Consider the following 25,227-nt stretch of genomic DNA (forward strand, 5'->3'; position numbering starts at 1 on the left):
TAAGGAGCGATGCGATGGCGGAAGCCGCACCCTGGGCCTTTGTCGTGATCGGCGGCCCCATCCTGCTGGGGCTGGCGCTGGCCTTTTCCAAGTTCCGAAACCGCAAGTCCAACCAGCGCCTGGACCCGAACACGCCGAGCGACGATCCGTCCAAAGGGATGTGATCACCCGCGATCCCCCTCGCTTTCCCGGGGGCGTGCGCCGTCAGGGCGCCTTGGCCAAGGTGGCGCGCGCCAGGTCCAGATGCAGGCGTTCGACCATGCGGCCGTCGATCTGGAGGGCGCCGCGACCGTCGGCTTCGGGCGCGGAAAAGGCGGCGACGATCGCGCGGGCGAGGGCGAGTTCGGCCTCGCTGGGCGAGAAGGCGCGGTTGGCGGGATCGATCTGGGAGGGATGGATGAGGCTCTTGCCGTCGAAGCCGTAAAGCCGGCCCTGTGCGGCTTCGGCGTCAAAGCCTTGCGTGTCGTCGATGCGGTTGAACACGCCGTCGATGGCCAACAGGCCATGGGTGCGGGCGGCGGCGACGGTTGTGGCCAGCCACGGCTTGACCGGCTCGCGATCGAGGCTGTCGCCGCAGCCGAGCGCCTTGGAGAGGTCGTTGACGCCGAACATCAGCCCCCGGAGCGCCGCGCCCGCGCCGGCGATGGCGTCCAGCCTCAGCACAGCGACCGGCGTCTCGATCACGGCCCAAAGGGCGGCGTCGTCGTGGAGGCCATAGGACAGGTGGTGGATCGTGGCGGCGCTCTCGACCTTGGGCGCGACGACCAGCGACGCGCCCGCCTCCGACACCGCGCGAAGATCGTCGGCGCCCCATTCCGTGTCCAGCCCGTTGATGCGCACTCCGAGGCGGGAGGCGTAACCGCCCGAGCGGATCGCCTCGACGGCGGCGCGGCGCGCCTCGACCTTGGCCTCGGGCGCGACGGCGTCCTCCAGGTCGAGGATCGCGACATCGCAGGGCAGGGTCCGCGCCTTCTCCACCGCGCGGGCGTTGGACGCTGGCAGGAACAGGACGCTGCGGGTCCGCATCAGACGCGGCCCGTCACCGGGACCAGGGCGCCGGTCATCGCGCGGCTCTCGGGCGAGGCCAGGAACAGGATCACGGCCGCCAAGTCCGCCGGCGCCACCCACTGGGCCGGATCGGCGTCCGGCATGTCGGCCCGGTTGGCGGGCGTATCGATGATGGAGGGCAGGACGGCGTTGACGTTGACGGAGGTCGCCTTCAACTCTTCGGCCAGGCTCTGCGTCAGGGCGTGCACCGCCGCCTTGGAGGCGCCATAGGCGCCCATGCCCGCGCCGGCCTTCAGCGCGGCGGCCGAGCCGACGTTGACGATGCGGCCGTCATCCGCCACCTTCAGGTGCGGCAGGGCGGCGCGGGTGGCGTGAAGCGCGGTGGACAGGTTCAGGGCGAACATTCGGTCCCAGGCCGGCGCCGCATCGTCCGCCGTCTGCCAGACAAAGCCGCCGGCGATGTTGAGCAGGACGTCCAGCCGGCCGAACCGCTCGACCACGCGAGCGACGGCGCTGTCCGCCTGAACCGGATCGGTCAGATCGACCCCGCCGATCTCCAGCGCCCCGTCCGCCGCCGCATGGCCCATGGCGTGGTCAATCACGGCGACGCGCCAGCCGCGCTCGAGCGCCGCCTCCACGACCGCCCGCCCCAGCACGCCGTGCCCGCCGGTGACCGCAACGACCCGTTCGCTCATCCTCGTTCCTCCCGCTCGCCCGGCGTCAGCCGCCGGCGAAGACCCTGGCCATCAGCCGCTCCAGCGCCGCCTGGTCCACGGCGTCGAAGGCGGCCCGTGTGGTCGCATCCACGTCCAACACCGCGATCAGCGCGCCGGTGGCGTCCAGCACCGGAACCACGATCTCGCTTTCAGAGCGGCTGTCGCAGGCGATGTGGCCGGGAAAGGCGTGAACGTCCTCGACCCGCTGGGTCTGACGCGTGCGCGCCGCGGCGCCGCAGACGCCGCGTCCGAACGGAATGCGCAGGCAGCCCAGCGTGCCCTGATACGGACCGACCACCAGCTCTTCGGCCTTGTCGGGCGCCACGACGTAGAAGCCGGTCCAGAAGAAGTGGTCAAAGGCGTCGGCCAGCATGGAGGCGACGGTGGCCATGCGCGCGGTCAGGTTCGGCTCGCCCTCCAGCACGGCCAGGATCTCGGCCTCGACCTCGGCATAGCGGTCGGCCTTGTCGGCGGGGCGGTCGTCGCGGGCGACATAGCTCATGGAAAACGCTCTCTACAGGCCGGCCTGGAAGGCGCGCAGCACGATCACCACCGATCCGAGCACCGCCAGCACGATGCCCAGGATCGCCACGCCCAGCAGCAGTCGCTTGGTCAGGTCCGGCCTCATGGATGCGCCTTCCGAGACGTGAGGCGAGGGTGTCGGGACCACTTGAGAGTGGCTCACCCCCCTTTTGAAAATCTAGGCACATTTTCCAGGCACCATTTGGCGGACAACCTAACGGTGCCTCAGTGGCAGGATTGGGCAAGCGAGTAGGGAGTCAACCCCGCGCACCCAACCTGACAGCGTGCCGGCAATCGCCCAACGGGCAAATACGATGCGATCTGTCCGGTCATTCAAAGGATTGCTGACGATGCGTCTCTTGTTTCCGTTCTTGGATTGCTCGTTTGGCTAATATCGACTGCCACCGTTGAGACCAAGCCCTGACGGTCGGATTCGCGTGGTTATCCAACTTCTTCAGCCCTGATCGACGACGATCTAGTATGTCGGCCAACGAGCCAGACCAAGACGTCGGTCTGATGTGCTCTTCCAACTCGGCGAGGACTTCTTCCGTGTTCGGTGCCGCATCCAGAAGCGCCAGGGCGGTCGGCCAGAGCCGATCCGCGTCCTCCCTTGGGTCGGGTTCTTTTCCAACGAAAAGTGGAATGTTTGCGGCGACGCGCCGATGTCTTTCGCCAGGGTCACGAGCTGCCCAAGTCAGCAAATCCAGTTCGGAAACGGCTGTGATTGGGCGTGTCCTGAAATCAAACTGATATAGCAGCGATCTTGCGTAGCGACCTTGGTGAGGACGGAACTGGCGATCCAAGAAGAAGTCCAAGGCAGCCTGAGGTTGGGCTCGAAAGATCGATTCAACGAAGTCATCGAACTCGTGGCCGTATGCGTCATAACGACTGACCGCCACCTTGAGCCGGCGGAGAAGTCGCGTTGCAGTCGTAGCGTTCTCAGATCCCTGCAAACACGCGTCGACAATTTCCGCTAACCGCGAGTCTTCTTGGTGACGCTTTGTGCCGAACGGATATCGGAGCAACAGATTGCGGCCGGCTATTTGAATTGCCGGATCGATCCTCTTCTCGTCGCGATCGGAGAACAACCGCATGTGAAATACGTGGAGTGCGCATCCATGACCATCTGGCAACTCCGCGATGCCGGCGATCAGTGCAGCAAACTCTGCTGGGGTGAACTCGTCGGGAACCCGCCCATAGGCGAGCGATTGGTACGACCAGCCCGAGGTCAGACCTAAGTTAAAGCTAAGCTGAATTCGAGCTTTCGCTGCCTCATTCAAGGGGTGAATGGCCGTCTGGAGAAACGGGAACCAGCGTCCCAGAAGGGGGTCGCGTAAGACAACGTCGAGGCGGGTTTCGACTGCGTCTTCATCGCGCATCGACCAAGCCCGCAAAAAAGACCGCAAGATCGCCGGCTCTGCATCTTCAAGTGGCGCGGCGCGAATTGATTGGACCAATTCGTCCCAGATCACCTCTGGAGCGCTCGTGCCCCATGCCAGTCCCTCTCCAAAGGACCAGTGCCGCTGGACGCCTGATCTGACCAGATCCGGTAAGAGCTCGGCGCGAACGTCGTCATCCGTGGCGACGGCCCTTGCAATCTCCTTTGTATACGCCTCGACCCGGTCCCATCGGCTTGTGGGCCTTTCGTCATCTTGGCTACCATCGTCAAACTCGTCGACGTCAAGGTATCCGTAGCCCTTAGAGAAACCGTAGGCTCTAGCCTTCTCCAGCAAGTTCGACGGTCGCAGGCGTTCCTCAAGCGATTGGAGGTTAGAAGTGTCGGCTCCTGCTTCGGCGTATTTGAGGGTGGTCCGTGTCGCGATCCAGCCCTCCGACCAGAACCCGTCCGCTGCAGCCAAGCCCATAGACTCCGAAAGTTCGGTCTGTAGTCCCGTATTCCACCACAGCTGGCGGAAGCGATCAGCCAAGATTTTCTTAGCCGGCTCAGCGCGAAGGTCTCCGGCTAGGATCTGTTCCCGCAGAAACGCGAGGGCAGGCTTGAACCACGCTTGGATCTCAGCCGCGGTCTTCGGCTGCCAACCAAACGTGCGAGGTCGAGCTCCAAAGTCGAAAGAGTCCGTCGCGCCGAACCAATGCGATTCCAACATCGCGTCGAGAAGATCCAACCCAAGCTTCGCACGCTCAACTTCGTTGGTTTCCACCAGTGATCGGACAAACGACAGCCGCTGGTCCGGCGGCGCCAATGTTCCGGAAAGATAGAGTTTGAACAGGCCTTCAAGGATAGGTCGGCTGGGCTGTCGTTCGTTCTCGGTCTCGCGTAGGATTATATTCGCAAGGCAGCTGACCGCCGGTTCGAACATGTGCGTCTCAAATGCCAAGGCGCGCAGGAGCCGGCACAGTTCATATCGATCACGGCCGCTTCCCCAACCGGAGCGGAAACCTGACCACGCCGGATCGCGTTCGGCACCTCGAACGATCGCATCGAGCGCCGCCTCCGGTGCTAAAGGAGCGAGGTTCTTGAATAAGGAGAAGTCGAATTCGCCAAGAGTTTCGACGCGGCCCAGCCGCCCTTCGTCCGAGAACCAGGCGTCGGCCAAACGTTGCGCAGCCGCGATGTCATGAAGGAACGCTAGCCGTCGGCTAAATGATCGCAGCAGCCTTTCGCCATTCGCCTCCAAGGTCCTGGTTACCCGTGTTACGTCGAGGCGCTCTAAGGCACGCGCGGCAAGACGATTGGCGACCGCGTGGGGGAGGATCGCACGCCACTGAGAGCGCTGCTGAACCAGATCCCGCCGAGCAAGTTCGACTACTCCACTTTTGAACGAGACAGTGGACTGCTCCGCCAGACTTGCCAGCGCGGCCATTTCGCTGTCCGCCGCATGGTTTTCGGCATCAAACGAATAGACCAGCGCGGCAACTTCGGCAGTGGCCAGAAGCGTGGGATCAGGCTGCTTCCTTTGTTCGAATAGCCGGTCAAAAAGCCCATCATCTCGCAACCGACCAAGGCTTTCTCCTTGTCTGACGGTGTGCGCCAAAGCCATCGCGATCCTGGCGTTGCCCCCGGCAATCGCGGCGATTCTTTCACGGTCGGACAGATTGATGTGCGGAAACCTCCGCTCAATCAGCCTGACTGTCACCTCGTCCGACGCTGACTCTAAGCGAAATACCTCCGTCCCTTCCATGTCGTCGTCGCGCACGTCGTACTCGACGGAAATGAGGCTGACTTTCGACGAGGCAGTGATCCCAGCCAAGGCACGATGGACCTCGGGTGAGCAGTTGTCGACGATCAGAACCACTTTGTCGCCTCGGGCCACGAGCTGCCGCGCGACCTCATTTGGAGAGGGGCTGACTGGTTGGCCGAAGTCACAATACAGCGCTTGCTGCTCCGGGAGTGGGTTCGTCCCGACACGTGGATCAAACAACGCTTGAACCAGTCGAGTTTTGCCAACACCCGACAAACCAATCAGGCGGATCGGAGATGACGAAGTCATCGCCATGGCACGCATTCGATCCAATCCATCTCGGATGGATAACGCGCCGTCCTGCGGGCTACTCTCGTCGATTAGACGAGCGTCTTCATCCAAAATGAACTCGGGACCTGTGCCTTCACTAGGCTTTGACCAGTTCTCGAAAGGCAGCCAGCCTTCGAGCGGCCGCCCCGCCTGAAGTCGCGCCCAAGACATGACGGCCGGGTGCATTCGACACCAAAGAGCAAGCCTGTCAGGACCGAGGAAATCAACCACGGCTTGATCGGTGATTACCGGGCCTGCCGCGTCCCGCATAAGCGATCGCACGCGCTCCAGTCCCACCCCCGCTGGCGACGTTTTTGAGCAGGCAATAACGTATGCTCCACCGGCGGAAAGCACGTTGCCGATCGCTGGACGCAACTCGCCTTTTGGCCGCATCTCTTTGGCCAATGCTCTCGGAGGCATTGGCGTGGCCTTAATCTGAAAGATGGTCCGGCCGCGTGGAATATAGCCAGAGTCGGCGATCTGATCCGGGGCTTCGACCATGAGGTCAACGCCTCCATCAGGGGCGTCTTGAGACCCGCCCGTTATAAGGCTGGAGGTCGGAAGACCTCGCTTGATCAACTCCATCTCGCAGAGCCTAGTGACCAGAGCGCTCAGCGCGGAGTCATCTAGCTTGGCGATATCGTCAGGCGTGACTTCAAACATCGGGACAATATAGCGCCGAGGTTTGAGTCGGGTCAGTAGAGCGACTCATTGGCTCTGGAGATCATGCGTGATCCGCTCCCCGCAAACTCCAGCTCCGGGTGCTCCAGGGAATGGGAGCGGATCACACACCCCTGGACCCTCATAATGATCGAGGGGGGCAATGGGGTGCACGTCACCCCAAAGATCACGCCATAATCGGACTGTAGCTGTAGTCGCCATTGACGACATCGAGGAGCCTTTCGATCACAGTTTGGCGGTCAGCGTCATAGGGCAGGCCGTAGGCCTCGAAAGTGATGGCATCGATCCGCGCCTGAAGATCGAGAAGCCAGTCCGGTGCCGCGTCATAAAGACGAGCCAACGAGCGGCCGCGCGCCAGATCTTCACGAACATCTTTGGGGAGCCGCCACGCCAGGGCGTTCAGCAACTCCGGGGTTAGAATCCCCTGGTCGTTGTCGCGAAGATCCTCGTACTGCCAGGCTGCGCGGCGGCGGGTCAGTTCTTCACCAAGAAAGCCCAATTCTGCTGCCATGGCGGTGTTCGCTCCATCGCGCAGGTGCGGCGGCATCGGAAATGCGGTGATGGTTCGGACGGTGTAGCGCACGGCGCCTGATCGCTGCAGCCCGACCGCCTCGCTCCATTGTCGATGAACCGACGACGATAGCAGGCCCAGGAGCCAGGGCCAGGTGTCAGGGATGATCAAGACGCCGGCCGTGGGGACAATGCGCCCGCGCGCGCGCAGGAAGATACGGTGACGCGAATCTGCTGCCGTCAGCAAATAGCTCGGCCGCTCGTGAAGATGACGGATGCGCGACGGCAGCACGAACCGGCGAGGAGGTCCCGCTTGATCCGCGCGACGGGTCTGGATCAGCTCTTCCAGACCGCGCGACACTATATAGGGCGCCTGTTGTACATCGATGAGACAACGTCCCTCGGGAAACCGCACAATATCTCGACCGGAGAGCACCGGAAGGAAGAGTCCCGGGTCTTCGCCCTCGATCCGCCAGGCCTGGGCGTCCTGCGCCGTCAGCATCCATTCGCCGGCCAGCCGGGCGCCGGAGAAGGCCTCGCCTGCGGCAATCAATCCGCCCTGCAAGTCACTGGCGTCGATCCACATCCCCTTTTGGCGCAACTCTTCCCCGACCAGTCGCTCAAGATGGCTCAGATTTTCGAAGCTGATCGCCTGCACCGGGCGATCCGGGAACAGGCCTGAGCCGCTCTCGCCGACGATGACGGCGCGCCAGGCCTCGCTGCGTCCACGCACAGGCCTGCCTTTCGCCTCTGCGGCGCGCAGCTTCACCTCGACCGTCACTTCGGGCAGACCGTTGCGTTTGATGGCGTAGTCTGCCCGTAAGGAACGGAACGGCGCATTGACCCGCCATCCCAGTTCACGCAGGCGATCTGCGACATAACTTTCGAACTCGAGCGGTTCGTTGACGTCATCATCTGGATAGATGATCGAGACTGCGACCAGTGCATCGGCCAGCACCCGGTCGGCATAAGTACGCTCCATCCCCCTGATCTTCTTGTACCGGAGCGGCCCCGTCGCCGATCGACCCCAATGCTCTCCCATTTGCGAAAGGCCTTTCGGCAGAGCCTCGGCCGGAATGCCCACGACAAGCTCTCCGGCTCCGACGTCTGGCCAAAGCGGATTGGCAAGCGCCGTTCCGACGCGTTCGATTGCGCGGTCACTCCGCCCCGACAGGCGAATGGCGGTCAGTATGGGGACGCCCGTCGGTCCAGGGCGAATTCCCAGTCGATCGAGCAGTCCCTGATTCTGCGCCCCGACCCATCCGTCGATACATTGGGCGAGCGCGTCCAGGCGTCCCACCGCTCCCCACCACAGTGGTGTCCAGGCATTCGCAAGGCTCAGGACCGCACGGACAGGAAGCGTCTCGGCGAGCGCGAGATCTTGTTTTCGTTGGGTTCGTCGGATTTCCGGGTGGAGCAAGGCGACATCAACCGGCGTACCCGTGAGCGCCCCGGCGCGTCGTCGCCAAGCCTCGAGAGCCATCCTGATTTCGGCGACATCGTCCGCACGGGCGCCGGCGTCTCCCGCCGCGTCCACGACCAAGAGAATGGCGCCCATGGCCGTCCGCCCCGACAGCAGGGCCTCCAAGCCCATGGCCAGATCCCGGCTGCGGCCCACGTGGCCCACCAAGACCCCATCAGATCTTACGCCCACAGTGTATTCGTCGGAACCGATAGGCTCACCACGATCCGCGCCCCTGTCCGTCTTGGACGCAGCGTGCATCAGGCGCCCGTGAAGACGGACGTTGCCGACCACAACAAGAGCGCAGCCCTCCACGTCGATTTCGCCGGTGATGGCACGCCGACGTGTAGCAGCGCCCCGACCAACCGAGATGGTCTCGAACACCAGGTGATCGAGCTGAAGTGGCGCCCCCAGCGACAGGAGCCCACGATAGCGTGACGCGGCCGGATCGAAGCTCAGGCCGTGATCCGCCGTCAACTCGGCCGGGAGCTCGACATGGAGCGAACCACGTTCGGCCGTCAACCTAATGTGGCTAAGCAATCGTTCGACCGCGCTCGGATTCGCCAGGGGACCGGCATTACGCAAGACGGCGCGCGTCACCCGGGGCGCTAGGACAGCATCCAGGTACCAACGGGTCGCCGCACCCTGACTCTCGCGACGACGGAGGCGGGCATAAGCCGCTCCTGCCGCCTCGCGGGCGACCTTATCCAGACCCGCGAAGTCCGACAGGGCCAGACGGGTCAGCGGGTGCTTCACCTCCTCTACCCATCCGGCGATTTCTGTGGCGACAACCGCCCTGTCCCCGACCACAATCCGGTCGTCCGGTGTGACGATCGCATGGATTTGCTCGCCGCCCACGGCCGCCTCGACATGCGGGCCTTCGACGCTGCGCAGACGCTCGCTCGGGGGCTCGCAGGGATCGAGCGCCGCCAATCGTCCGAGATAATCGACGCTTTGAATATAGCGGGTGTTCGCTCGTGGAGCAGACTGGAGAATGGGAATGGCGAAGCTTGGCCGCACGTCGGCCAAAAGCATCACCTCGGTGACGAGCGCCTGTTCCATAGATTCAGCCGCTCCAGCCCAGGGTGTCGTAGATGCCTCGGATGAGTTTGCGGATATCCATATGATATTCCGCTGGTCGGCTAAGGCTTTGCCACTCGTACTCACGCACGAGAATACCCGACGCGGCCAGCCGCCCCCCTATTTGTGGGTCTCCGGCCAGAACATCCGGCAGGACGGCGGCGCGCACGGCCGGAACGAGATCGATCGCCTGGTCAAAGATTAGTTCCGGCGTGCTTACGCGATCATCTAGCCGGTTGGAGCTCGGACCGGCGCGCACCATGCGCATATAGCTGTCGAGCTCGAAGTTGCTCGGCGGGGCCTCGAGGTTGACGTTCGGCTGATTCTTCCAGAATTTCTCGCTCGTCTCGAAGAAATAGGCGGCCAGCGCAGCGGCCGAGGCGACGTCCGGCTTCAGGTGAAAATCGAAGAGCGGCATATGCGGATCGAGATAGTCGTCCATCCGTCCGTCCATGAAAGCGCCGCTGTCGAATCCGAACACATGTTTCGGCGCGGGCGTCTGGTCCGGATCCAGAATGAGCACGGCGGGAAACTGGAACGCCAGATCCGAGGGAACGTCGGCGCGGCCGCTGCGAAACGCGGCTCGACCGTAGAATGCGTAGACCAGGGGCTCCCCCAGGACAGGACAGTCCATGGGTGACCAGATCTTGGAGGCGTCCAGGATTTCACGCATCAGATAGCCGGTCGTCACATGGGTCAGGCCGAGCCGGCTGGCGGGCTGGGGGAGACCCGCCACGAAATCTGCGAGATGGGCGCGGTCCGGCCGCTGAAGTCTGAGCTTACGCGGCATCGGCTCTGCCCCCGTCATCGTGCTGCCCCTCTATAGAGGCGAGGGTCCAGACGTACGCCGCCCTGAGGTCAGCGCAGCGCGGCCCAAAGGGAGAAGCCGCGCCCGTCCCGTCCCTCGCGTCGCTCATCGATTCATAGCTCCGGCTCTACACGCGTCGCAGGCGCTCGATGACCCAGATCGTCCAAGCGTTCTGAAGCCTTTCGCTGACCGCGCGGCTGGTGTGCTTGATAGCCGCATCTGTTTCTAACCAGGCCCTCAGCATGGTGGGAATGTAGCCATGTGGCTCCGATTTAACGGTTTCGTCTGCGCGCGGCATCACCGTGCCTGCGCCGGATGCGATGGGGCTGTAGCTGAGTAACGGGATATGCAACGTTACCAGCTGGTCGAACAATGTGGCCTGCGTCATCGCATCTCTTCGCGTAGCTGACACAACCCTGATGGCCCGTCACCGGATACTGCGGATACGGTAGCGCTAAGGGGACCCCTTTGGAAGTTCCCGTTGAGTTCCGTTGATAAAGAGGGATCTGCGTAGCAGCGTGGCGGATTGCGCCATGCAGCTGCTGGGATGAGGCCATCCCGCAAAACAGCCCTTCCAAACGTCTCTGATAAGTCAGTCTTGCGCGTTCCGCCGTTGATCGACGCCTCGCTCGAAAGCGGTCTTCGGCAACCGTCACATTGAGTCAAAGAAAATTATCGGCTTCCCAAAATGCCGGGCAGGCGTAATCGCCTCTCTCAATCCTCTTCTCGGCGTCCAATCACAAAGGTCTGGGGTCTATCCATCTCCAGGCGCCACCGTTCAGTCGCTGCCGGCGAATAAAGACGCTCCAGCACCAACGCATGCCATATCCGATCACACCCAGTAGGTGGGTCTGATCCTCTCCGCATGTTGCAGGCGAAGTGCTTAAGAAGGCCGTTCACCAGGCCATGACCTCCACCCCGACTTCGGGGCACTATGTGATCGTAGGTGGGATAGTCAGGCCGATCCCTCGGTAGTCCACGCTTCAGCCCCATGGGTCGGCCGCATCCAGCGCAACGACCACCCTGCGCCCAATGCAAGATTTGACGCTGTCGTCGTCGGCGTTTGCTTTCGTTGTTCATGCCTGCGCCATCCAGAGGCCAACGAGTTGCCTCTCGAAGAACGCCGCGCTCGAGGTCCCTCCTGCACTGAGCTCAGGCATACCTGCATGGGCAGCATTCCGATCCATGGCCAATGGCGCCTCAAGCAACGAGGGTTGAAAGCGAGGAATGCGGTCGCATGGCGTCATGCCTGCGAGCTCTGGCTTCAAGCTCCACTATCGGCTCCAGCTCGTCCCGCTTGTGAAACCCGCGACCCAACGACCGCCGGATGCAGTACGGCTCCAGTTCTCGCCAAACATGTCGAGGAGACACGCCTAAGCGCGCCGCCACTTCCCTGGTGTTCATCCACGCGCGAGCGAATTCTTCGACTTCGCTGCGCCCGAAACGGGTCCGGCCTTGGCCGGCGAGAGGGCTCAGATGACCTCTTTCGACCAGATAGCTGATCTCAACGGCAGAGCAGTTCAAATACGCAACCGTCTCGCCGGGCGAGAACCAGTCCCGCCGCAGATCGCCGTAATGCTCCAGCTCGAAGCTGAACCACGGAGTGGTCGAAGGACCGCCCATGACAAGGCTGCGCGCCACAGCGGCTGATATCGAGAGCACGGGAGGTGCGAATGCGTATTTATTGGCAAGGCCTCCAGGAAGGTCTCCCATGAGCCAAGCCGCCAGAACCGGTCCCCAAGGCTTCTCTCGCCCCCCGACGCCCATGAAGGCATCGGTCAAGGAGATCCAGCCGTCGCTGTTCCGGGGGCGGCCGACGGCCATGATCCGTTCCAATACCGGTTCAGCCGTGTCGGCCCTCAGCCGGCTTTCTCCATAAAGGAGCGACGCGACTGGGTTCCGACAGAAGTCGAGATGGCTAAGTGCGACAAGCTGCTCGATCGCGACCTCAGGCAGCGCGCAGACTGCCCTGAACCAGTTGCATGATATCCCCTCGTTGCGGGCAGCCTTCAACGCATCGATATCGGCCTCTGCATAGAGATTGATCCTGTCTTTGACGCCTCGGGTTCGCAGCGGCGTCAGCATTTTCGCTTCGACCAACTGCTTCAGGGCGCCCGGCGTCACGCCCAGCTTCTTTGCAGCCGCGTTCGAGCTAATCTCGGGAGCCGGTCGCCATCCGCAGGACGAGGAGCGCGTGGGAAGATGGCCTGCCTCCAGGTTGATGCGAAGCAGTTCCGAACGCACGATCGGCACATTGGAGTTGTGAGCGATGCGTTTAAACGCCACGTGGAACGCGTCGCGCTCTCGCGAGGCCCGCTTTTGCAGAATATCCCAATGGGAACGCGGGTACTCCAGCATGAAACGGACGGCTGCAACCCAGTGGCGCCAATCCCCCTGTTCGCCATCGTCGTCCGGGTCATCAGCGAGCTCCTCTGCTGGCTCGGCGCCTGAGACCCTGAACGCGTGTCGAAACGCCAGAAGGAGTTCGAATATCTCTGTGGCGGTCTCGACCCTGAAGGATGGGGGAACGCGGCGCACGGTGGCCTGGCGTGCCGCCTCGTCGTCACTGAACAGAGCCATCATCCACTGCAGCCAAGGGCGATCTTGGCGAGGCAGGGTGCGCCGAGGAGCGGCGGCGATTGGCGTACCGCAGTGCCGACAGACGTGCAGGCTTTCCGCCCTGGGCCAGGTCAGGACCTTGCCGCACCACCTGTTGGGACAGCGGTCGATCAGGACTTCCCAGCGCGTGGAGCAAAATTCGATAGGCCTGATCATCCATTTCGCGTCATCGGCGGCGCCCGCCTCAAGGCCAGGCGGCACCCGTCGCACGGCCTGTTCTATGAGCGACGGGCGCAGCCAGACGCCGCCTAGGCGGCGCTTTCGGTCCTCGGTGGGGGGCGTGGCGCCCCAGAGGCTTTCAAGCGCGTCGAGCGAGGTACTGAAAGCCTCCGCCAGCCTAGGCAGCTCGGGCTGGAGGCGAGCTAGAAAGTCCCCCTTCGCCTTCAGCTCGAGACCGACGGCCCGCATAAAGCTGATGGGCGTTCCCAAACGATTCCGTTCGACGCAACGGACAACAAATCCCAGCAAGGTTTCGTGCCGCTGTGGCTCAACCGGGAACAGCAACTTTGGAATCGGCGCCTCTGGAGCCCTATTCGTCGAATAGGCCCCGTCAGCCATAAGCTTTCCCCGCGAATGGATTGCGGTCGATGAACGCCTGCTCCATCCCCCAGCGCTCGGTGGCCCAGGAGATATCGACGCGTTCCAGCTTGTGTGCTCCTCGCCTGAGAGCGTGGACCAGAGCGGCTTCAAAAAGGCGGCAGACGCGGCCGATGACACCGTCCGAAACTTCGAACAGACCAGGAAGTATATTGTCTGCAGCCAAGGTCGACAGCTGCGGGAGAATGCCCCTCTCAACAATGGCCTTTTCCAGCTTGACGACGAAAGTCGCGAATAGCTGCCGATCTTCTGGTCTGCGCACGCTCAACGGATGAAGGTCGCATGGCGGCAGCAGGCGTCCGTTCAGCTGTAGGTTCCTGACGAACATCGGCATGGCTTCGTCAGTCCCGAGGAAGGCCATCGGCAGAAGGCCCGCGTCCAGCAATCCCTTGAGTGTGTCGGTCACATCATTCTTCAAGCCGTTGCGATAGTTCAGGTGCTGACACTCATCGACGATGAGCATCTCGGTCTGGAACCTCTCGACGCAGGCGAAGACGCGGCGCTTCAAGGTGAGTTCATTCCCGTGGCCCGCATGCAGATCACCGTAAGCGATGAGGACGGACATCATGAATTTTTTAGGTGTGGAACCTCGCTCCAAATCAATTTTCACGATGGGAATAAAAGTATCAGTTCTGGGGCGGGCGCGTTCGACGGCCGCAATGTAAGCCAGCGCGGCGGTACTCTTGCCCGATCCTGAGGGCGCCAGCACACGTAGTCCCATCTGAGGCTGCCCGGTTGTTTGGCGACCAAGCTTCCGAAGAAAGTCAAGCTCAACATGGAGCTCCATCTGCTTCGGATACGGGATGAATATCTCCTTGAAGGCAGAAATTTTCCTAGCAACTTCAGCATTCATTTCGATTGTGATGGGATAGCTGGTCACAGGACGTCCTTCCATTCAGACTGGTCGGCCAGATCGGCGACGTTCCATTCGGGTTGCTCGTTAGGCGTTGGAATCGTTGGCGGACGGGGGATCTTTCGTCTCCCGCCGCGCTGAGGGCGGACAGGCTTCGCGCTGTCGTCCGTCCGCTCAGCCGCTAGCGCGACCGTCGGGATGACTGGAGCCATGCCGTCAGGCCGCGGCTCCGCATGAGCGATGCGAAGCCCACCGCCGCCCAGGGCCTCAATCTTGGGAGAAGCCAGCAATCGGGCCTGCGCTCGCTTCTGGCGTCGAAGGATCTTCGGGTCCTCCAGCGCACCGATCGCAGATCGCAGCCTTAGCCTTAAGGCGCGGCGGTCATCTTCAGTCCGGGCATTGCTTTCGCGTTGCCATTCCTGGAGCCGATCGTGCTGCCACTTGGATAGACCTTCCGCGTACTCCCGATCAGTGCAGGGCAGCGTGACGTAAACGCCGCGCGGACCGTTCCAGACGTGGATCTTGCCGAGGTTCGCGGGATTGTATTTCACCGCCACCTTGGCAGAGGCGGAACCCTCCCGGCGGCCACGTACGGCCTCTCGACGCGCGAGATCCTCCAGGAGGGGGCCTGTGATGGCCGGGTCGTGATAGCGCAGATTGAAAAGCTCTACGCCGCTTCGGGTGACCAGCCGTTCTTCTCGGGCGCCGAGAAGCTTGTCGAGTTGGCTGTCGTCCCCGAGGATATTTATCCCGGTGTCGGCGTTCACGCCCCGCAGCCAGGTGCGGACCGGCGTATCCTTCAGGGATCGATGCAGAGACTGATGGTAAGTCCCTATCGCGAGGTCCAGGAGCCCCTCAGCCTGCTCAAGTGTCAGCACCGCAAATTTCTGAGGGTCTAGATCCCATTCCCTGAGCTTCTGCAGGGGGAAGGTGCCCCCTGGCAGCTTATTGTGAAGCATAAGGTTCAAGGTGAGGAAGAAGCGCTCCACGAGCGCTTTGTAGGTCGGGCTTTTGATCGGCGCCCAACGGATGCTGACGCCGAGATCCGTCATCCCGCTTTCGAAAGACGGGCCGATGAACTCCAGGCCGTTGTCGACGACAACTTCGTCGCACTTGCCGTAGATGTCAGCGAGCTCTGGGCAGTCTGGGAACAGATCGCGCATCCGGGGTTTCGGCCGATTAGCCCGCCTGATGCATTCGATCACCGAGTACAGCGAAGGTGGCTCGAAGCTCAAAACCCACCCGAGGATGCATCGCGAGTGAACGTCCACGATGAGCGTCAGGAAGGGTCGTCCGACGTAGCGCCATTCGTCGGCCTCCATCACGATATGGACGTCCGCAGGCGTGTGATCGATGGTGGCAAGGAGCAGCGGTCTGTGCGCCGTCAGGCCTTTGCCGGTGGCTTTGAAGCGCTTGTTGGCCTCCTTCACACCGTAGCGTGCGGCGACGGTCTCGAAGCACTCCAGGCTGCGAAGGTGCTTTCGAAATGTCTCCCTCGACGGCACAGGGACGCTTACGCCAGCCCGATTTTCGATTTCACCATTGATCCGTCGAAGGCGGTCCACCAGGTCGTCGTAGGCGTCACCCACGCTCAACCTCAGATTTGACCAGTACGCGGCAGCAGCCTCGTGCATTCGCCGGCGGACCGAGGCTGGTAGCCGGTTCCGCCGTGAGACCCTTCCTGACGCGGACACCATTGCCCGAAGTGGGCGATTATTGGCGGCGCCGCGCTGTCTCAGCCAGCGGCGAACTGTTGATGGAGACGGCGGGCGATGGTGCAGCAGTTGTCGCGGCTTGCTTTCCCAGATGATGGCCAGCGCCCTTAGGAGGCTGTCGTCACTTCGAGAAAAGTCTCCCATCCGGTCCAAGGATTTCAGAACGATCTGCCTGACAATCGCTCTTGGATCCGTCTCAATGATGAGTTCAACATCCGCCTCGCGTGCGAACTGCGCCTTGGAGGCTGGAACGACGTCGATCTTCTTCGCAGTTCCGGCAGCGAACTCATCTTCGAGCCACTGTCTTGTGGGCGAGGTGACTTCGCCTGTGTCCAACAGACGCTGATACGGCTGACCAGTTTCGAAGGCTCGTAGGACGAGAAAACCGCCTTCAAGGATACGATCGAGGTAGTGGCGCTCGCCGTCGATCTCCCAGACGTCGCCTATGCCTAGTCGCATGAGGCTCATTTCCAGGCCTCCCTTGAGTCGGAGACGAGAGCGACTGGAGTGGCATTCCCAATCGGTTGCGTCAGGTCGATGCGCACGATCCGCCCGACCATCATGGCCTTCAGTTTGGCAAACGCGAGCGCCCGTGAGGCGAAATGCTCGACCAGGTCTCCGAGAACGGCGCGACCTGTTCGTCGGAACGCCTCCACGATCCGAAACACATCCGCGCTCGTGTATTCGGTCATTCGCCAAGACTGGACGTCCAGCACGTTCTGATGGACCGCCGCCGGTTCCAGCAGCGCCATTTTGAATACAAGGCGAAAGCGCCATCCGACCTGCTCGCAGATCGTCCGAATCGCGTGGAGCTTCTCTGCGTAGTCATGATCATGAAGCGCACGAGGGTCGGATTTAACCTCGACCACCTCAATGCTGCCGTCGGCCATAAGCCGTACGCAGTCGACGATGTAAGTGCGCCTGCGTCCCTCTTGCGCGAACTCCAGCCGAAATGGCTGTGCCCGATAATCGAGCACCTCGGTATCGACCTCACAATGCATGAAGAACGCGCGTTCGTTCATGCTCTCGTAGGGCTGCGGCCGGCCCGCCTTGCGGCTGGCGTAGACGCCGGTCGTAATGAATCTTCGCCCCGTAACGATGGTGCGAATGGGGGTTCCACATGGCGTGGCGACCAGGGTCGCTGACGCCGAGAGGCTTTCCCAGGATAAAGGCTCCACGTCCTTCAGGGCTACGGAGCGAACGGCGACATCTATTGTGGGGGGGCTGATTTGCGGGCAGCAGGGATCGACGACGGACATTGCCCATCCGAATTTCCTTGATCGACGAGTGGATTTGGATCCGGCCAGCCGAGGTCGTCACGCTTCTCTATAGAAGCGTGTTGACTTACTGCTCGATCAGGGAGAACATCCGTCCATCGTCGCGACAACGATTGGAGCCGGAAGGCTTCCCGACCGAGCCCTTGGCATAGCCTGGGGCTCGAGTTGTATCTGGCGTACAACTTTGAAAATGCAGGTGTTTAGGGCGGTCGCATTGGGTGCGGTCCTTCTACTCTGCGGCCGGTTTCCCGGTCTGAAAGTGTCAGCGCTTCGACCAAGGGCCGAGATTGCTACAGAAGGATTTTCGCAAGACTCGCGAGTGGAGTCACAGAATAAATTCTACCGTTTTGGGTCGGGTTGAATGTCGGGACCCGATATATGCAATAACATATATGTTCTGTATTATTAGGGTGGGGGACGCGCCGCCGAGCCGTCACTACAATACGTAAACGGATGTTCTAGGTAGTAAGTCGGCGATGGCTGACGCCTGATGCTCAGAACAGCGCCTTCGAACGGGGCAGACGCGAACCTACGATGTCGGACCAACTTTGGTCGACGACCAGATAATTCTACCGTGACATCGATAGGGTGCGTACAGACGCTTTGCCCGGTTGGTCGGCTGCCGGCGTTGGAACAGTTGGAGGCCGTTGTCGTGTCGCAACCGGCACCCTGGCGTCATTTAAGCGGTTCCGGGAAGCCGACGTTCAAGTGGTCGATTATGAGCAATGCTCGTCTCCCGCTTGAGCCGGACCATGACTCCGCACACTGTCGTCCGCTATGTTTGTCACGTCGGTTGCGACGTCGGAACCTGCACCACCCTAACAACGACCTCGCGCTCGCGCGGCATTTCTGCCGATTTGGCGGCGTAATAGCCGCGAGCACAGCCGATAACGACCATGATGCCCATAGCTAGCAGAATGCTGCCGCCAACCGCCGCTACGAAGTTCAAGCCGTTGTCGCTGTAGAACCTGCCCCAAGGACTTTTACGCGGTTGGGCATCAGGCCCAACTTTGTGAAAGCCCGATCCAAAACGTACTTCAATGATGCGGAACAGCGGCACGCAGCCGCCAAGCACAGCGCCAGAGCCAAAACAGGCTAATGCATTCAGAACGTCTTCCTGCCGGATCACGGGGCTGTCTGTCTTGACCATGAACGTCAGCACGGCGACAAAACCCGCCGCGTTGGCGACCAAGAGGTTGGTCAGGAATCGCCGGCTCCAAAACTGAACTTCTTCGCCTTTGGTTTTCGCGTCATCCGCCGCCGCATTTGCGATCCTGAGTTCGTCTGTCGCAGCCTCCTGAGCTCTCGTTGCTGCTGTCTGTGCCGCCACAAGTTCGCGCTGAGCATCAGCCAACTGATAGGTCGCCAAGGTGCTCTCGATATGGAAGAGCTCATTTAATTTGCCTAGAGCAGCTTCCCGGACAGCCGGATGATTGTTGGGATTAGCCACTTCCTGCCGGTCATGGTCCGCTGTCATTCGCAGCGTCCTAAGACGTTCATTCAGTTGATCTCGAATGTCACCCATTTATCCCCCGTCACTCGCAGCCGTACCGTCCGGTGACGCTGTTGGATCATTACTCCTACCCAAAATCGAGGAACTGCTAAGTACTCATCTGACTAGAACGGAATGTCATCGTTCAGATCGTAGGCCTCTTTTTGCCCCTTCGCTAGCGATGCAGGCGCATAGCGAGGGGAGGCGGTTATCTTGAGTGGAGGAGGCGGTAAGGCGGCAGCGCGAGCCTCGTCCTCGACGGCCTTTCCTTCGCCAAGGGACGTCAGGACATTGGACACCAGTCGTTGTCAGTTCCTTCGACGATGCGTTCATAGTCGTCAGCCAAAGCCTCGATTAGAGCGTCGTCATCGTGGCCGGAAGCGCCCCGCATGGTGGCGCAGCCTGTCTTTAAGTCGTCTTCCTTTGCTGGGAAGCCCTTTCCGCCGGTGAAATATTTGGCGGCGCGCTCAGGCATCACATTGTTCGACGCCCAACCGAGGCCACGTGCCCGATATGTGCCGATGAAATCGCATGCCGAGGCGAGGTAGAAGCGCGAGAGAGGCATCAAAATCGTCTCGTGTGCAAGACCTGCGTGGTGCACCTCGTTTCGATAGCGATGCAGGATTTTGAAAGTTCGGCCTTGGTCCGCTGACATACCAGCATCGACCTTGGCGAAGTCGATCTTGTTGTCGAACGAACCAAGGAAGGCCCGCTTTAGCTTCACCTCATGTTCGTATGGCTTCTCGCGATAGCGCCAGCTTGCCGCCTCGGATCGCTTGTCCTTGGCGATCTGGTGCATCACCAGTTCGAGAGCGTTATCGGTCAGCATCAGGCCGAACCGCGCATTATGGACGTCACCCTTGGCGACGTGCTCAAGCGCTAAGTCCAACTGATCGAGGATGCCGGCCAAAAAGAGGATCATGCAGCCAGCCTACTGCGACAGCGGTCACCCGTCATTCCGCCAAGCTCGGAGCGAAGTAGACTTCGTCCAGGCGACCGGCAGCCCGGTACGGCGCGAAAGTGTCGCAGCGGGAAGGATTCAGACGCGGCCGGCGTGAAGCCAATCTTTCGAAAGACCGCTGAGAGTCATGGTGGACAAAACTAGCCAACCGACGGCTAGACGGATTGAGACGCTGAGCCATCCTTAAGTGGTTTTGAGCCACTATTACGTGGTCCCGACAGAGGGTGGTAGGCGCGGAGGGACTTGAACCCCCAACCAGACCGTTATGAGCGGTCGGCTCTAACCATTGAGCTACGCGCCCGCCGCCGTTCGCGGGGCCGAACGCCTAGCAGGCGAGGGCGCGGCTTGCCAAGCTGTGTGGCCAAGCGATGCGGCCCAATACAGCCGCGATGAACGGAACCTGACAGCGGGCCGTCTGCGTTCATTCAGATGAACAATGGCAAAGGTCGCGCATGGAAGACGCGCGGCCTTCGCCGCTGCGATCCGAAGGAGAACAACGCATGACCCGCACCACCCGCGCCCTGGCCTTGGGCGGCGCCCTGTTGGCCGCCACCGCCATCGCCGCCACAGCGCAGGCCCAGTCCCAGCCGATCGGCGGCGCGCCCCTGACCATCCAGGCGGTGACGGAGCGGCCGTCGCTGAACCTGTCGGCCTATGGGGAGGTCAAGACCGCGCCGGACATGGCGACCATCACCTTCGGCGTGCAGACCGAGGCCCCGACCGCCCAGGCCGCCATGCAGCAGAACGCCGAGCAGATGACACGCGTCATCGCTGCGCTGCGCCGCGCCGGGATCGCCGAGCGCGACGTCCAGACCTCGGGCCTGAACCTGCAGGCGCAGTACGATTACCAAGAAAACCAGCCGCCTCGCCTGCGGGGCTATCAGGCGATCAACCGGGTCACGGTGACCATCAACGATCTCACCAAGGTCGGAAGCACCGCCGATGCGGTCGTGGCCGCCGGCGTCAACCAGATCGACGGCATCGGCTTCGGCCTGAAGGACCCGACGACGGCCGAGAACGAGGCGCGCCAACTGGCGGTGCGCGCCTTGCAGGCCAAGGCCGCGCTTTACGCCCAGGCTCTGAACCAGCCGCTGGGATCGATCCGCAGCCTGACCGAAGGCGGCGGCTATTCGCCCCAGCCCCCGCGCCCGCCGGTGATGTACGCTCGCGCCGCCATGGCCGACATGGCTTCGACGCCCGTCGCCGCCGGTGAACTGACGGTCCGGATCGACGTCACCGGCGTCTACGACCTGGCGCGGTGATCATCGCATTCTTCTTCCCGCCGCTACGCGGCGGGAAGAAGAAGATTTAAGCCGCCGGCTTGACCTCGTTGCGGTCGTCCAGCAGCACGACGTTGGGCGACCACTGGCGGGCTTCTTCCTGGGGAAGCTGGCCGTAGGTGACGACGATCACCTTGTCGTTCTTCTGCACCAGGCGGGCGGCCGCGCCGTTGACACCGATCACGCGCGAGCCGCGCGGGGCCTCGATGGCGTAGGTGGTGAAGCGCGCACCGTTGGTGATGTTCAACACGTCCACCTGCTCGTGCGGATAGATGCCGGCGGCGTCCAGCAGGTCCATGTCGATGGCGATGGAGCCTTCATAGTCCAGGTCGGCCTGGGTCACCGTGGCGCGGTGCAGCTTGGACTTCATCAGGGTGACCAGCATGGCGGTCGTCTTCCCGGGCATGACGCGGGGCGATGGGCCCCCGCTCGCAGGCGCCGCATATAGGGATTACGCGAAAGGGCGGCAATCTCAGGCCCGTGTGTGACATCGCCTTCATTTGACGGGCGCCTCTGCGGCTCTATGGTCGGGCCATGAAACAGTTCTTCCTGACGGTTCTCGGCGTCTTCACCGGGCTGATCCTGTTCCTGGTGGTGGTGCCGGTGGTGCTGCTGACGGCGGCGTTGACGACCTCGTCCAAGCCGACGACGCCGGCCCAGACGGTGCTGGAGCTGGATCTGCGCGAGGGTCTCAGCGACCAGCCGTCGTCCAATCCGTTCGCTGCCTTCAGCGGGGCGGGGCTTTCGGTGACGCGCGTGGTGGACGTGCTGGCCCAGGCCGGGGAGGACCGCAACGTCAAGGCGCTGCTGATCCGCCTGCCCGAGATGGGCATGACGCCGGCGACGGCGGACGAGCTCAGCCAGGCGATCCGCCGCTTCCGCGCAGCGGGCAAGCCGGTGATCGCACACAGCCAGGGCTGGATGCCGGTCGGCACGGCCGTTTCCAGCTATATGGTCGGCGCGGCGGCCGACCAGTTGTGGATGCAGAACACCGCGACATTCGGCGCGGCGGGCTTCTCGACCGACGAGATGTTCCTGGGTCGCGCATTTGAAAAGTACGGCGTCGATGCCGAGTTCGAGCAACGCTACGAATACAAGAACGCCGTCAACCAGTTCACCCAGAGCGATTTCACGCCCGCGCACCGCGAGGCGATGACCGCCTGGATGACCGCCATCTACGACAGCGCCGTCAGCGGTGCGGCGCGCGGACGGGGCATGACGCCTCAGGCTCTGCGCGGCGTGATCGAGGCCGGGCCGTACTCGGCGCAGGCCGCCCTGACCGCCCGCCTGATCGACCGTGTCGGTCAGGTCGAGGAAGCGGAGGCCGAGGCCAAGCGCCGGGCCGGCTCGCGCGGCGAGATCGTGGAGTTCGGCGACTACGCCTCCAACGTCGGAGAGCGCGAAGGCTCGGGCCGCAGCGCCGTCGCCATCGTCGGCGGCGAGGGCGCCATCGTCACCGGACGCGGCGGCGGCGGAAGCTTCGGCGGCGGCTCGTCCATCCAGTCGGACGATACGGCCGAGGCCATCTATGACGCCATCGAGGACAAGGACGTAAAGGCCATCGTCTTCCGCGTCTCCTCGCCCGGCGGCTCGCCGGAAGCGTCCGAGCAGATCCTGGCGGCGGTGCGCGCCGCGCGCGCGGCGGGCAAGCCGGTGGTGGTGTCCATGGGCGCCTATGCCGCGTCCGGCGGCTACTGGATCAGTTCGGAGGCCGACTGGATCGTGGCCCAGCCTTCGACCCTGACCGGCTCGATCGGCGTGTTCGGCGGCAAGTTCGTGCTGGCCGACGCGCTGGCGCGCTTCGGCGTCGATACGCGCCAGATCGGCGTGGGCGGCGACTACGCCAGCGCCTTTTCCACCAGCCAGCCGTTCAGTCCGTCCCAGCGTGCGGCCTTCGCCGCCGGCATGGACCGGACCTATGAGGACTTCATCGCCCGCGTCTCGACCGGCCGCAAGTTGCCGGCCGAGCGGGTGCGCGAGATCGCGCGCGGCCGGGTCTGGACGGGCGCGCAGGCTTTGCCGCTGGGCCTGGTGGACCAGCTGGGTGGGGTGACCGAAGCTGTGGCCAAGGCCAAGGCACTGGCCCGCATTCCGGCCGACCAATCGGTGCGGTTCAAGCGCTTCCCCGAGCAGAAGTCGCCGTGGGAGGCGCTGTCGGAGGCTTTTGGCGTGCAAAGCGAGGCGGCGCGAGCCCTGGTCATGCTGGGCGGCGTCATGGCCGATCCGCAGGCGCAGGCTGTGATGCGCCGCGTCGAGGGCGAGCGGATGCGAGGCCAGGGCGCCTCGGTGCTGGCGGAGCAGCCGCTGCCTTGACCGACGCCTGTATGACGGCGCCGTGACCGGGCGACGCATTGACGGCTGCGTGCGATGGACCGACATTGGCTTTTCGGCGTTCCTTGGAGCGCCTGAAAGGATCGCCATGCTCCAGCCCGACCCCATCGCCCTGTCCGGCCGCGTGCGCCGTCGTCGTTCCGACGGTTTGTTCGCGCCGGTGATCTGGCTGGTCAGCACCCTGGCCGCCGTGGCCGCCATGGCCCTCGGCGCGGTGCTGGCTGTGTTCACCGCCGCGGCCGTGGCGGTGATCGCCCTGTTCGCGGGCATGGTGGTGTTCCTGGCGGGTTTCGTGATGCGCGCGCGCCGCAATCTGGCGCCCGTCCGCGCCGCCCCCGAGGGCGTGATCGAGGCGCGCAAGGTTGACGGCACCTGGGTCGCCTACGGCTGGGAGCCGCGCGGACGTTGATCCGTGGCGCTTGACCTGATCGAGGCGCCGTCACCGAACTTCGACACCCGGCGCGCGCCGCCGGACGCCATCGTCCTTCACTACACCGGCATGGAGACGGGCGAGGCGGCGCTTGCGCGGCTGCGCGATACGGACGCTCGTGTCTCGGCCCACTACATGGTCGAGGAGGACGGGCGCGTCTTTCGCCTGGTTCCAGAGGCGCGCCGGGCCTGGCACGCAGGACGCGGCACCTGGCAGGGCGAAACGGACCTGAACGCCGCCTCGATCGGTATCGAGATCGTCAATCCGGGACATGAGTTCGGCTATCGCGAGTTCCCGGCCGTGCAGGTCGAGGCGGTGATCGCGCTGCTGGACGACATCCGCGGCCGATGGACGATCCCGGACGCGCGCATCATCGCCCACTCCGATCTCGCCCCCGATCGCAAGCAGGATCCCGGCGAGCGTTTCCCGTGGAAGACGCTGGCGCAGGCCAGCCATGGCCTGTGGTTCGAACCGGCGCCGGAGCGGATCGCCGCATTGACCGGCTTGCTGCAGCACGGCGACCAGGGGCTGGGCGTGGTTGTGCTGCGCTCGGGCCTGCATCGGCTGGGCTATGGCTTGGCGCCCGGCGGCGATTACGACGCGGAAACGGAAACCACCGTGCGCGCCTTTCAGCGCCACTGGCGACCGTCGCGCGTCGATGGCACAGCCGACGGCGAGACGCGGGCGCGGCTGGTCGGCCTGCTGCAGCTGTCGCAGGTCGAGACCGTCACCGGCATGCTTTAGCCGCGCCGGACAGAAGCAAGAACGGTTGACCGCATCCGCCGGGCAGCGCATCTACTGCCCCGCCAGACGGCCGGGCGGTCGCGGCGGGCCCCGCGTCCGTCGAGGAAAGTCCGGGCTCCACGGTGAAGAGGCGGCGGATAACTTCCGCCCGGGGCGACCCGAGGGATAGCGCCACAGAAAGCAAACCTCCGGCCTTGCGAGGCCGGTAAGGGTGAAAGGGTGGGGTAAGAGCCCACCGCGTCGGCGGCAACGTCGACGGCATGGCAAGCCCCGCCTGGAGCAAGACCAAATAGGGACGTCGCGCGGGGTTCGCCCCGCAAGGGTTCACCGCCCCAGACGTCCGGGTAGGTCGCGAGAACCGCTCAGCAATGGGCGGTCCAGAGGAATGATCGTCGCCGCCTTTCGAGGCGGAACAGAACCCGGCTTACAGGCCGTCTGGCTTTTCCACTTTTTTCCTCTCGGTGAATGGGATGGGCGTGCAGCTCACCCACGGCCGGCGGCTGTCCACAGGCCGAGGCGCCGTTAACCCTTGCGCGATGGGCCTTCACTAAGCTGTTCCACAGACTGTGAATACTTGTCATGTTCTGTGTATGTTCCGATCTAGTCGGCGTGGATCGGGCGCAACACTGCCGTTCATGGTTAAAGCAAGGCTACCAATCCCATTGAGG

General features: G+C 63.0%; 20 protein-coding genes, 1 tRNA gene and 1 other RNA gene. 6 read left to right on the forward strand and 16 right to left on the reverse strand.

Annotation, left to right across the window (positions count from 1 at the left end; translation table 11 throughout):
- The first annotated feature begins 14 nt into the window (after window positions 1-14).
- The gene (locus KY493_RS01775) at window positions 15-164 is read left to right on the forward strand and encodes a hypothetical protein (protein WP_219897296.1); all 150 of its coding nucleotides are present in this window, start codon (window positions 15-17) and stop codon (window positions 162-164) included.
- A 40-nt stretch (window positions 165-204) separates the two neighbouring features.
- Here KY493_RS01775 and KY493_RS01780 read toward each other — a convergent pair whose 3' ends face one another.
- The 15 genes from KY493_RS01780 to KY493_RS01850 all read right to left on the reverse strand — a co-directional run bounded on the left by KY493_RS01780 (window position 205) and on the right by KY493_RS01850 (window position 20,075).
- Entirely contained in the window at window positions 205-1,026 is an 822-nt protein-coding gene (locus KY493_RS01780; RefSeq protein ID WP_219897297.1) for a CoA ester lyase, read from the reverse strand.
- Window positions 1,026-1,703: an SDR family NAD(P)-dependent oxidoreductase gene (locus KY493_RS01785; protein ID WP_219897298.1), complete on the reverse strand. Its 678-nt coding sequence runs from the start codon at window positions 1,701-1,703 to the stop codon at window positions 1,026-1,028. The genes KY493_RS01780 and KY493_RS01785 overlap by 1 nt, the downstream gene beginning before the upstream one ends.
- A gap of 25 nt (window positions 1,704-1,728) precedes the next feature.
- The gene (locus tag KY493_RS01790; RefSeq protein WP_219897299.1) at window positions 1,729-2,226 is read right to left on the reverse strand and encodes a GAF domain-containing protein; all 498 of its coding nucleotides are present in this window, start codon (window positions 2,224-2,226) and stop codon (window positions 1,729-1,731) included.
- A 349-nt stretch (window positions 2,227-2,575) separates the two neighbouring features.
- Window positions 2,576-6,220 carry a hypothetical protein gene (locus tag KY493_RS01795; protein WP_219897300.1) on the reverse strand — a complete coding sequence of 1,215 codons (3,645 nt, stop codon included), beginning with the start codon at window positions 6,218-6,220 and terminating at the stop codon, window positions 2,576-2,578.
- A gap of 346 nt (window positions 6,221-6,566) precedes the next feature.
- On the reverse strand, window positions 6,567-9,434 hold the full coding sequence (locus KY493_RS01800; RefSeq protein ID WP_219897301.1) for a hypothetical protein: 2,868 nt from the start codon (window positions 9,432-9,434) through the stop codon (window positions 6,567-6,569).
- Window positions 9,435-9,438: 4 nt separating this feature from the next.
- Window positions 9,439-10,242, reverse strand: a complete 804-nt coding sequence (locus tag KY493_RS01805; RefSeq protein WP_219897302.1) for a hypothetical protein — start codon at window positions 10,240-10,242, stop codon at window positions 9,439-9,441.
- Between the two features lie 145 nt (window positions 10,243-10,387).
- The gene (locus tag KY493_RS01810; RefSeq protein WP_219897303.1) at window positions 10,388-10,648 is read right to left on the reverse strand and encodes a hypothetical protein; all 261 of its coding nucleotides are present in this window, start codon (window positions 10,646-10,648) and stop codon (window positions 10,388-10,390) included.
- Window positions 10,649-10,974: 326 nt separating this feature from the next.
- A complete protein-coding gene (locus KY493_RS14605; RefSeq protein ID WP_219897304.1) occupies window positions 10,975-11,340 on the reverse strand; it encodes an HNH endonuclease in 366 nt (121 codons plus the stop codon).
- A gap of 120 nt (window positions 11,341-11,460) precedes the next feature.
- Window positions 11,461-13,437 (reverse strand): hypothetical protein, encoded by a 1,977-nt coding sequence (locus KY493_RS01820; protein WP_219897305.1) that lies wholly within the window; start codon window positions 13,435-13,437, stop codon window positions 11,461-11,463.
- The gene (locus tag KY493_RS01825) at window positions 13,430-14,356 is read right to left on the reverse strand and encodes an ATP-binding protein (RefSeq protein WP_219897306.1); all 927 of its coding nucleotides are present in this window, start codon (window positions 14,354-14,356) and stop codon (window positions 13,430-13,432) included. The genes KY493_RS01820 and KY493_RS01825 overlap by 8 nt, the downstream gene beginning before the upstream one ends.
- Entirely contained in the window at window positions 14,353-16,512 is a 2,160-nt protein-coding gene (locus KY493_RS01830; protein ID WP_219897307.1) for a Mu transposase C-terminal domain-containing protein, read from the reverse strand. The genes KY493_RS01825 and KY493_RS01830 overlap by 4 nt, the downstream gene beginning before the upstream one ends.
- A complete protein-coding gene (locus tag KY493_RS01835) occupies window positions 16,509-17,303 on the reverse strand; it encodes a TnsA endonuclease N-terminal domain-containing protein (protein WP_219897308.1) in 795 nt (264 codons plus the stop codon). The genes KY493_RS01830 and KY493_RS01835 overlap by 4 nt, the downstream gene beginning before the upstream one ends.
- An 802-nt stretch (window positions 17,304-18,105) precedes the next feature.
- Window positions 18,106-18,798, reverse strand: coding sequence for a hypothetical protein (locus KY493_RS01840; protein ID WP_219897309.1), 693 nt, complete (start codon window positions 18,796-18,798; stop codon window positions 18,106-18,108).
- Between the two features lie 298 nt (window positions 18,799-19,096).
- The gene (locus KY493_RS01845) at window positions 19,097-19,735 is read right to left on the reverse strand and encodes a hypothetical protein (protein ID WP_219897310.1); all 639 of its coding nucleotides are present in this window, start codon (window positions 19,733-19,735) and stop codon (window positions 19,097-19,099) included.
- 264 nt (window positions 19,736-19,999) lie between these two features.
- Window positions 20,000-20,075: transfer RNA gene (locus KY493_RS01850), tRNA-Ile, on the reverse strand.
- A gap of 199 nt (window positions 20,076-20,274) precedes the next feature.
- Between KY493_RS01850 and KY493_RS01855 the strand changes: the two genes are divergently transcribed.
- Window positions 20,275-21,036 carry an SIMPL domain-containing protein gene (locus tag KY493_RS01855; RefSeq protein WP_219897311.1) on the forward strand — a complete coding sequence of 254 codons (762 nt, stop codon included), beginning with the start codon at window positions 20,275-20,277 and terminating at the stop codon, window positions 21,034-21,036.
- 46 nt (window positions 21,037-21,082) lie between these two features.
- On the opposite strand, the gene panD is transcribed toward KY493_RS01855, so the two are convergent.
- Window positions 21,083-21,439, reverse strand: a complete 357-nt coding sequence (gene panD, locus KY493_RS01860; protein ID WP_219898264.1) for an aspartate 1-decarboxylase — start codon at window positions 21,437-21,439, stop codon at window positions 21,083-21,085.
- 149 nt (window positions 21,440-21,588) lie between these two features.
- On the opposite strand from panD, the gene sppA reads away from it, so the two are divergent.
- The 4 genes from sppA (at window position 21,589) to rnpB (ending at window position 25,002) form a co-directional block, all read left to right on the forward strand.
- Window positions 21,589-23,367 (forward strand): signal peptide peptidase SppA, encoded by a 1,779-nt coding sequence (sppA, locus tag KY493_RS01865; protein WP_219897312.1) that lies wholly within the window; start codon window positions 21,589-21,591, stop codon window positions 23,365-23,367.
- Between the two features lie 106 nt (window positions 23,368-23,473).
- On the forward strand, window positions 23,474-23,794 hold the full coding sequence (locus tag KY493_RS01870) for a hypothetical protein (RefSeq protein ID WP_219897313.1): 321 nt from the start codon (window positions 23,474-23,476) through the stop codon (window positions 23,792-23,794).
- A 3-nt stretch (window positions 23,795-23,797) separates the two neighbouring features.
- Window positions 23,798-24,559, forward strand: a complete 762-nt coding sequence (locus KY493_RS01875; protein ID WP_219897314.1) for an N-acetylmuramoyl-L-alanine amidase — start codon at window positions 23,798-23,800, stop codon at window positions 24,557-24,559.
- Window positions 24,560-24,621: 62 nt separating this feature from the next.
- An RNA gene (rnpB, locus tag KY493_RS01880) (RNase P RNA component class A) lies at window positions 24,622-25,002 on the forward strand.
- Window positions 25,003-25,227 lie beyond the last annotated feature (225 nt).

The sequence above is a fragment of the Brevundimonas sp. PAMC22021 genome, assembly GCF_019443405.1.
Classification (GTDB): Bacteria; Pseudomonadota; Alphaproteobacteria; order Caulobacterales; family Caulobacteraceae; genus Brevundimonas.

What these genes read in the sequence shown, in the direction of transcription:
- KY493_RS01810 (WP_219897303.1), bottom strand. Translation starts at nt 10,648, where the DNA reads ATGACGCAGGCCACATTGTTCGACCAGCTGGTAACGTTGCATATCCCG.
- KY493_RS01775 (WP_219897296.1), top strand. Translation starts at nt 15, where the DNA reads ATGGCGGAAGCCGCACCCTGGGCCTTTGTCGTGATCGGCGGCCCCATC.
- KY493_RS01805 (WP_219897302.1), bottom strand. Translation starts at nt 10,242, where the DNA reads ATGCCGCGTAAGCTCAGACTTCAGCGGCCGGACCGCGCCCATCTCGCA.
- KY493_RS01780 (WP_219897297.1), bottom strand. Translation starts at nt 1,026, where the DNA reads ATGCGGACCCGCAGCGTCCTGTTCCTGCCAGCGTCCAACGCCCGCGCG.
- KY493_RS01830 (WP_219897307.1), bottom strand. Translation starts at nt 16,512, where the DNA reads ATGAGCCTCATGCGACTAGGCATAGGCGACGTCTGGGAGATCGACGGC.
- KY493_RS01820 (WP_219897305.1), bottom strand. Translation starts at nt 13,437, where the DNA reads ATGGCTGACGGGGCCTATTCGACGAATAGGGCTCCAGAGGCGCCGATT.
- KY493_RS01795 (WP_219897300.1), bottom strand. Translation starts at nt 6,220, where the DNA reads ATGGTCGAAGCCCCGGATCAGATCGCCGACTCTGGCTATATTCCACGC.
- KY493_RS01855 (WP_219897311.1), top strand. Translation starts at nt 20,275, where the DNA reads ATGACCCGCACCACCCGCGCCCTGGCCTTGGGCGGCGCCCTGTTGGCC.
- KY493_RS01800 (WP_219897301.1), bottom strand. Translation starts at nt 9,434, where the DNA reads ATGGAACAGGCGCTCGTCACCGAGGTGATGCTTTTGGCCGACGTGCGG.
- KY493_RS01840 (WP_219897309.1), bottom strand. Translation starts at nt 18,798, where the DNA reads ATGACAGCGGACCATGACCGGCAGGAAGTGGCTAATCCCAACAATCAT.
- KY493_RS01785 (WP_219897298.1), bottom strand. Translation starts at nt 1,703, where the DNA reads ATGAGCGAACGGGTCGTTGCGGTCACCGGCGGGCACGGCGTGCTGGGG.
- sppA (WP_219897312.1), top strand. Translation starts at nt 21,589, where the DNA reads ATGAAACAGTTCTTCCTGACGGTTCTCGGCGTCTTCACCGGGCTGATC.
- KY493_RS01845 (WP_219897310.1), bottom strand. Translation starts at nt 19,735, where the DNA reads ATGATCCTCTTTTTGGCCGGCATCCTCGATCAGTTGGACTTAGCGCTT.
- KY493_RS14605 (WP_219897304.1), bottom strand. Translation starts at nt 11,340, where the DNA reads ATGAACAACGAAAGCAAACGCCGACGACGACAGCGTCAAATCTTGCAT.
- panD (WP_219898264.1), bottom strand. Translation starts at nt 21,439, where the DNA reads ATGCTGGTCACCCTGATGAAGTCCAAGCTGCACCGCGCCACGGTGACC.
- KY493_RS01870 (WP_219897313.1), top strand. Translation starts at nt 23,474, where the DNA reads ATGCTCCAGCCCGACCCCATCGCCCTGTCCGGCCGCGTGCGCCGTCGT.
- KY493_RS01835 (WP_219897308.1), bottom strand. Translation starts at nt 17,303, where the DNA reads ATGTCCGTCGTCGATCCCTGCTGCCCGCAAATCAGCCCCCCCACAATA.
- KY493_RS01790 (WP_219897299.1), bottom strand. Translation starts at nt 2,226, where the DNA reads ATGAGCTATGTCGCCCGCGACGACCGCCCCGCCGACAAGGCCGACCGC.